The organism is Spongiactinospora sp. TRM90649 (genome assembly GCF_029382225.1).
GTDB lineage: Bacteria > Actinomycetota > Actinomycetes > Streptosporangiales > Streptosporangiaceae > Spongiactinospora.
Window position 1 is genome coordinate 21,685 of record NZ_JARLTC010000060.1, and the last position, 6,862, is coordinate 28,546.

Sequence of the window (6,862 nt, forward strand, 5' to 3'; positions counted from 1 at the left end):
ATGGCGAATCCTGAACTGCCGGTGCCGGACGGGCTGGTGCTCCGCCCGTTCCATGGTGTGCGCTTCACCGCCGGGGAACCCGGCGGCGTGCATGGCGCCGAGGAGACGGCCAAGGTCACCTCTCCGCCATACGATCTCATCTCCGACGACGACGTCCGTGAATTGCTTGCCATACACCCGAACAACGTGGTGCGGCTGATCCTTCCCGGAAGTGATCGTCATCACTACGCGCAAGCCCGCGACACCCTGCGTGACTGGCTGAGGTCCGGCGTGCTGGCCGCCGACCCCGACCCGGCCGTCTACGTCTATGAGCAGAGCGCCGGTGACCGGGTGCTCCAGCGGGGCCTGATCGGCGCCGTCGCGCTGGCGGACCCCGGCACTGGCGTCATCCTGCCGCACGAGCACGTCATGCCAGGACCGGTCGCCGACCGGCTGGCGCTGATGCGGACCACCGAGTCCAATCTGGAGCCCATCTTCCTGGTCTATGAGGGCGGAGGCCCCGCCACCCGGCTGGTCGACGAGATCGCGGCGAGCCGTACGCCGCTGGTCCAGGCGGACACCACCGATGGCCTGCGACACCGGCTCTGGACGATCACCGACCCCGCCGAACTCGCCGTGCTCGACGACGACCTCCGGCCCCGCCAGGCGCTGATCGCCGACGGCCACCACCGCTACGCCACCTACCGGGCACTGCAGGCCGAACGGCGCACCGAGGCCCAGGACCCGGCCGCCGCCTCCGGGCCGTGGGACTACGGGCTCGTCCTCCTGGTCGACTCCAGTGCCTATCCGCCAGATCTGCACCCCATTCACCGGGTCATCCCCGGGCTCCCCCTTGGGCAGGCGGTGTCCAAGGCCAAGGGCGCCTGCCAGGTGCACGAGTACGGCGACCTGGCGGAGGGGATGGCCGCGCTCGCCGAGGTCGGCGACCCGGCGTATCTGCTCGCGGGCGAGGGCGACGCCTGCCATCTGCTCACCAAGCCGGACCCGCTGCAGCTCGCGCACGCAATGCCGCACGGTGCGTCTCCCCGGTGGTCGGCCCTGAACACCTCGATCCTTGCGGAGTTCCTGCTGCCGAAGGTGTGGGGCCGCCAGGACGACGAGCACACCGTGCGCATCGTGCACCACGACCCGCACGCCGCCGTACGACAGGCCCGCGAGACCGACGGCACCGCAGTGATCCTCAACCCGCTCGCCCTGAGCGAGGTCCTCGCCCTCGCCGCCGGAGGCGAACGCGTGCCCCGCAAGTCGACGTCGTTCGGCCCCAAGCCCCGCACCGGCCTGGTGATGCGCACCTTCGCCACCGGCTGACCACCCCGGCGCGCGAACAAGAGGACGCGAGTACGGAAAACCGCTGGAATTGCCGGTCCCATCAGCACCGGTCCGCGCCGATGCCACCGAAATACCTTCGGATGGCACGACGGCCCGCCGCGAGGGCGGGCCGCGCCGCCTGAAGGGGTAAAGCATGGACCTGCAGCTTTCCGGCCGTGTCGCCGTGGTCACCGGCGCGTCCAAGGGGATCGGCCTGGCGGTGACGCGGACGCTGCTCGGCGAGGGGCGCGGCTCGCCCGGCTGACGGGCACGGACCGCGAAACGGTACCGACCAAGATCGCACCGGAGTCGATGGACCTGACGACCGGCCGGCTGGCCGAGCCCCAGGAGGTCGCCGATGTGATCGTGCTGCCGGCCTCGCCGCGTTCGGGCAGTTCGACCGGTGCGGAGTTCGCCGTCGACTCCGGGTACGTCAAGGCGGTGTGACGACGCCCCTGGCGATCAGCGATTCCGGCACCTGTTCACGATCATCTCGAACGAGTGATCAGGGTAACGGAGGGTCGTCTTTCGGGGCCGCTTCCTTCCCGGCGCCGCCCGGCCCCGCTTCCGAACTGGGCGGGCGGCGCGGCCGGGGCACCAGCGGCGGCAGCTCGGGCCCCGCATCCGCCGCTTCCGCAGGTTCCGGACCTTGGCGCCCGGCGCGGGGCGGCGGCTTGTCGTAGGACACGATGAGCGTGCGCTCCAGCAGGCGGACCGACCGGGCCACGATCTCGTGCACGCTGGCCCTGCCGTGCCTGGTGGAGAAGAAGCGGCGGCGCAGCGCCCCGTGCACCTCGATGACATCGCGCGGCAGGAGGGCGGCGACGGACCGCCCCAGCTCGTCGTCGAACGTCACGCAGTCGAAGCTCTCGGTCACCGACTCGCGCGTGCGGCCCGGACGGCGGACGGAGAGCTTCCAGGTGGTGAGCGTGTCACCGCTGGGCAGCGTGCGCACCTCGGCGTTATCCGACAGACGGCCGGACAAGACGATCTCGTTGCGGTCCATTCGGTGCCTCCTGGCTGATCGGGAACCGGGACCACTCTCTACGATGTGAACGTGCCCGGGATCGCCCGAACGCGGTTCTGGGGACAACGCCGTTCCCGTGCCGAGGAGGGCCTGTGGACAACATCACCGCTCTGGGCGGCGACGTCTACGAGATCGACACCCGTATGGCGGGATTCGCCGGGATCACCGCCGGATATCTGATCCTCGGCGACAAACCCTGCCTGGTCGAGACCGGCACCTCGACGTCCGCGCCGATCGTGCGCGACGCCCTCGAATCCCTCGGCGTCGGCCCTGATGACCTGGCCACCGTGGTGGTCACGCACATCCACCTCGACCACGCAGGCGGAGTCGGCGACATCGCGCGGTTCTTCCCGTCGGCCGAGGTCGTGGTCCATGAGAAGGGCGCGCGGCACCTGGCCGACCCGACCCGTCTGATGGCCAGCGCGCAGATGGTCTGGGGCGACCGTCTGGACACCTTGTTCGGCGCGCTCTCACCGACCGAGGCGTCGAGGATCAGGGCGCTCGGCGACACCGGGGCGATCGACCTCGGCGGCGGCCGTACCCTGAACAGCCACTACTCCCCCGGGCACGCCAAACACCACGTCGGACTGATCGACTCCGCGACCGGAGACCTCTACGTCGGCGACGCCGCCGGGGTGTACCTCCCGGAGACCGGTGACCTGCGGCCCGCCACCCCGCCGCCGGACTTCGACCTGAACACGGCGCTCGACTCGATCGCGCTGTTCGGGGACCTCGGTCCGCAACGGCTGCTGTTCAGCCACTATGGCCCCGTGGAGGATGTCGGCGGCACGCTCGAACGATCGGCGGAGGAACTGCGCGTGTGGGTGGATCTCACCAAACAGGCGCACACGGCGGGCATGGATCTGGACCACGCGGTGGCCATGGTCAGGGATCGCACGCGCGACCGCTACAGCGCGCTAGGCATCGACGGCGAGACCGCCGAGCAGCTCGAACTGCTCAGCGGCGCGCCGTCCAACGTCGCGGGCATCCTGCACTGGCTGGACCGCGTACAGCCCTGAACGGGCCGATAGGTCGACATACACCGGTCAGGCCGCCGCGCCCACGAGGGTGAACGCGGCGGCCTGACCCGAGATCAGCTCTTACGCTTCGCGGATCCCTCTGACGTGGCGCCCTCGTCGGCACGGTCAGCGGCACGGTCAGCGGCACGGTCGGATGCGTCGAGCCGGTCGGGCTCGTCGGATTCATCCGAGGCGTCGGCGGAGTCACCGAAGTCGGGTTCGATGAACGCGGGAGCGATCGGCGACTCACCGGCCGTCTTCACCGGCGGCTCCTCATCGTCTCCCTTGTCGTCCGTCTCGTCTGAGACGTCCAGGTCGTCCGCGTGCCCGGTCTCGTCCTTGGGCTCCTCCGCGAGAGGCTCCTCAGCAGCGTCCTCAGCGGCGGGTTCCCGCGTGGGAGGTTCCTCCGCGGCGGGCTCCGCCACGGCCGCGACCGGGGCCGGCGCGGCCTCGACGGGCTCCGGGGCCGAGTCGGCCGGAGGGTGCTGGCCCTCGAAGTCCAGCTCGTCGAGGTCGTCCTCGTCCTCGATTTGACGGTCGAGGTCGGCCAGGTCGTCTATCTCCCCGTCGTCCGCCGCATCGCCTTCTGGCTGGTAATCCTCTTCGATGTCCTCGATGTCGCCGATGACATCGCCGGTCAGCTCCGAATAACGGGCCGCCGCCTCCGTCTCGCCGTCCTCGTCGAAGGCCATCGCACGCCCGAACCAGTCGGCCGCCGCCTCCGCGTGCCCGGCTTCGGCCAGGGCGTCCGCGTACGCGTAGGCGAGACGCGCCGACCACGGCTGCGGGCGCGGGTCGCGAAGCTCGGGCAGCCGCTGCAGCGTGACCAGGGCCGCGTCCTGCTGGCCGAGGTCGCGGCGAGCACCCGACTCGACGATGGTCAGCTCGATGCGCTCAGGCCGATCGAGGCGCTCGGCCTCTCGCGACCGGACCAGATCGAGGGCCCGCTCCGGACGGCCGAGCCCACGCTCACAGTCCGCCATGATCGGGAGATACGCATCCGAACCGGTCATCCGGCGCGCGGCGCGCAGATCGCCCAGTGCTTCGGCGAACTGTCCCGCACGGTACGCCGTCACACCGGCCGCCTCGCGGATCACGCCGATCCGGGCGGCGAACCGGCGCGCCACCTTCGCGTGCTCGTAGGCCCGCTCCGGCTCGTCGTCGCCGAGCGCGCGCTCCGCGGCGACCAGGTGCCGGGCTATCAGATCGGCCAGGTCACCGGGGAGGGAACGCAGCTCGTCACGGACCTCGGCGTCCAGCTCGTCCGCCGTGATGTCGGGCGCGAGCTCGGGCAGTTCCTCCCGCTCACGCGGACGGGGGGCGTCGTCGTCGCGCCTGCCGTACCGGGTGTGCGAGGTGCGCCGCGGGTCGCCGTCACGGGGGCCCCGGTCGTCACGCTGGTACGGCCTGCGCTCCCGGTCGCCGTGGTCGCCGCGACCGTCACGGTCGTCACGCCGGAACGGCGGGCGGTCGCCGTACCGCTGCTCCGAGCCCCGATCCCGCCGGTCGCCCCTGTCACCACGGTCGCCACGGTCATTCCAGTCACGGCGTTCCGGCCTGCCGCCGCCGCCCCGCCGGTCGTCTCCGCGACCGCCGAACCCGCGCTGTGCGTCGCGGTCACGGTATGGGCCGGGGCCGCCAGGGCCACGCGCCTCGTCCCGGTCTCTGTAGGATCCCCGCCGGTCGTCTCTGTCGCCGTACGGGCGTGCCGGACGGTCGTCGCGCCGCTCGTACGGGCGACGCTCCCGATCGCCGTACGAGGGCCGTCCGCCACGGTCGGACCTGTCACGGTCGGGCCGATCGCTGCGGAACGGACGCCCTTCGCGAGGCCCGCGATCGTCGCGGTAGGGCCGCCCCTCACGCCTGTCGCCGCCAGGACGCGAGTCATCACGCCGGTACGGCCGATCGCCGCCACCGCGCTGGTCTCGATTCTGGTCTCGATTCTGGCCCCGGTCGTCGCGCCGGTACGGCCGGTCGCCCCCGTCCCGGAAGCCACCGGGACCGCGGCGGTCGTCTCTGTCGCGGAAACCTCCGCCAGAACCACGCCGGTCATCCCGATCGCGGAACCCACCCGGGCCACGCCGATCATCCCTGTCGCGGAAACCTCCGCCAGAACCACGCCGGTCATCCCTGTCACGGAACCCGCCGGGACCACGCTGATCGTCCCGGTCACGGTAGCCACCCGGGCCACGCCGATCATCCCTGTCCCGGTAACCACCCGGGCCACGCCGATCATCCCGGTCACGGAAACCTCCGCCAGAACCACGCCGATCGTCCCGGTCACGGAACCCGCCGGAATCGCGATGCGGCGGACGGCGGTCGCCGTGTCCCCCCTGGCCATGGTCACGGCCGCGCTCGAACGGGCGCCCGCCTCGGTCATCCGGGCGCCTGTCCTGGCGATTGTCGTAACGTCCTCCGAAGGACCCGCCACGCCGGTCACCGGACCGCCCGTCTCGGTCGCCCTCCCGGCCACGGCCCGCGTCGCCTCCACGGTCGCGCGGCGCGTACGGGCGGCCCTCGCCGCGCTCACGTCCCTGCTGCCTCTCACGGCGCTCGCCGTACCGAGGTCCGTCTCCTGGCATACCACGATCCCCGCGGTAGCCGCCCCGCTCTGGCCTCCCGCCATCAGCGTCCGGGTCGCGGCGCCCGGCTTCTCCACGCCGGTCCGCGCCATCACGTCCTTGGTCTCTGTTCACTTCTGTCCATTTCATAGGCTCGGTCAGCGAGCCGGCCGCGGGCGCGTTCATCATCTCGTCGCCGCCCGCCCTGTGGTCCGACGTGGCAAGGGCCACCCGCGGTGGGGTGGCCCGGCACCTTCAGCCTAGCAAGGGCGCAAACCTCCCCGGCCAAAACCGGCTAGGGCCGCCCCTACCCGCAGGGACCCACTACTGACCCGCCTCCCGGACATTCATCTGCTCGTCCTGGACGGCGTCGCGCCCGGTCGAGGACCTCAGCGCCCGTAGCTCCGCGGCGACGAGTGTGCACGACGTGCCGAGCTGGCCGCCGCCGAAAACGTAGATCTGCTCACCCGCGTCGATCTCCAGGTGCTCCCAGCGCCTGCCGTATCGGCGGTGCACATCGACGACGATGCGCTCGACATCGCTCCACGGCACCCGGCGCCTGCCGGCGAACCCGCGCACGACGATGACCCCCTCCTCGTCGGCCGCCAGGCGCACCGGGACGAGCAGGTCACGAGCGATGAGGACGGCCAGCGCCAGCGCGGCGACACCACACAGGACCATCGCCCGCCGGTCGTCGTGGTTCAACACCACCAGCACAAGTGCGAGCACCAGGCCCACGGCCTTCAACACCACGAAGTCGCGCCTGACCCGCCACTCTCGTGCTTCTCCAACGCTCTCAGTCACGCCTTGTACGCTACCGGGCCAGAACGCAAAAAAGGGGAGGCCCCGGTGCCAAACACCAGGACCTCCCCCCTTCATATTCAAAGATCGTGCGGCGGCGACCTACTCTCCCACACCGTCCCCAGTGCAGTACCATCGGCGCAGGC

7 protein-coding genes are annotated in these 6,862 nt (G+C 71.3%); 4 read left to right on the plus strand and 3 right to left on the minus strand.

Going from position 1 to position 6,862, the window contains the following annotated elements; all coding sequences use genetic code 11:
• Together P3X83_RS42195 and P3X83_RS42200 are read left to right on the plus strand one after the other, a co-directional pair.
• Complete coding sequence (locus P3X83_RS42195; RefSeq protein ID WP_277311071.1) at positions 1-1,308, plus strand: DUF1015 domain-containing protein; 1,308 nt, start codon at positions 1-3, stop codon at positions 1,306-1,308.
• A 312-nt stretch (positions 1,309-1,620) separates the two neighbouring features.
• Positions 1,621-1,755 carry a hypothetical protein gene (locus tag P3X83_RS42200; protein ID WP_277311072.1) on the plus strand — a complete coding sequence of 45 codons (135 nt, stop codon included), beginning with the start codon at positions 1,621-1,623 and terminating at the stop codon, positions 1,753-1,755.
• Positions 1,756-1,813: 58 nt separating this feature from the next.
• Here P3X83_RS42200 and P3X83_RS42205 read toward each other — a convergent pair whose 3' ends face one another.
• Positions 1,814-2,314, minus strand: coding sequence for a single-stranded DNA-binding protein (locus P3X83_RS42205; protein ID WP_277311073.1), 501 nt, complete (start codon positions 2,312-2,314; stop codon positions 1,814-1,816).
• A gap of 113 nt (positions 2,315-2,427) precedes the next feature.
• On the opposite strand from P3X83_RS42205, the gene P3X83_RS42210 reads away from it, so the two are divergent.
• A complete protein-coding gene (locus tag P3X83_RS42210) occupies positions 2,428-3,354 on the plus strand; it encodes an MBL fold metallo-hydrolase (protein ID WP_277311074.1) in 927 nt (308 codons plus the stop codon).
• A gap of 74 nt (positions 3,355-3,428) precedes the next feature.
• On the opposite strand, the gene P3X83_RS42215 is transcribed toward P3X83_RS42210, so the two are convergent.
• Positions 3,429-4,481 carry a hypothetical protein gene (locus P3X83_RS42215; protein WP_277311075.1) on the minus strand — a complete coding sequence of 351 codons (1,053 nt, stop codon included), beginning with the start codon at positions 4,479-4,481 and terminating at the stop codon, positions 3,429-3,431.
• Positions 4,482-4,487: 6 nt separating this feature from the next.
• On the opposite strand from P3X83_RS42215, the gene P3X83_RS42220 reads away from it, so the two are divergent.
• On the plus strand, positions 4,488-6,179 hold the full coding sequence (locus tag P3X83_RS42220; protein WP_277311076.1) for a hypothetical protein: 1,692 nt from the start codon (positions 4,488-4,490) through the stop codon (positions 6,177-6,179).
• A 60-nt stretch (positions 6,180-6,239) separates the two neighbouring features.
• Here P3X83_RS42220 and P3X83_RS42225 read toward each other — a convergent pair whose 3' ends face one another.
• A complete protein-coding gene (locus tag P3X83_RS42225) occupies positions 6,240-6,719 on the minus strand; it encodes a PH domain-containing protein (protein WP_277311077.1) in 480 nt (159 codons plus the stop codon).
• Between the last annotated feature and the right edge of the window lie 143 nt (positions 6,720-6,862).

What these genes read in the sequence shown, in the direction of transcription:
- P3X83_RS42205 (WP_277311073.1), bottom strand. Translation starts at nt 2,314, where the DNA reads ATGGACCGCAACGAGATCGTCTTGTCCGGCCGTCTGTCGGATAACGCC.
- P3X83_RS42195 (WP_277311071.1), top strand. Translation starts at nt 1, where the DNA reads ATGGCGAATCCTGAACTGCCGGTGCCGGACGGGCTGGTGCTCCGCCCG.
- P3X83_RS42200 (WP_277311072.1), top strand. Translation starts at nt 1,621, where the DNA reads ATGGACCTGACGACCGGCCGGCTGGCCGAGCCCCAGGAGGTCGCCGAT.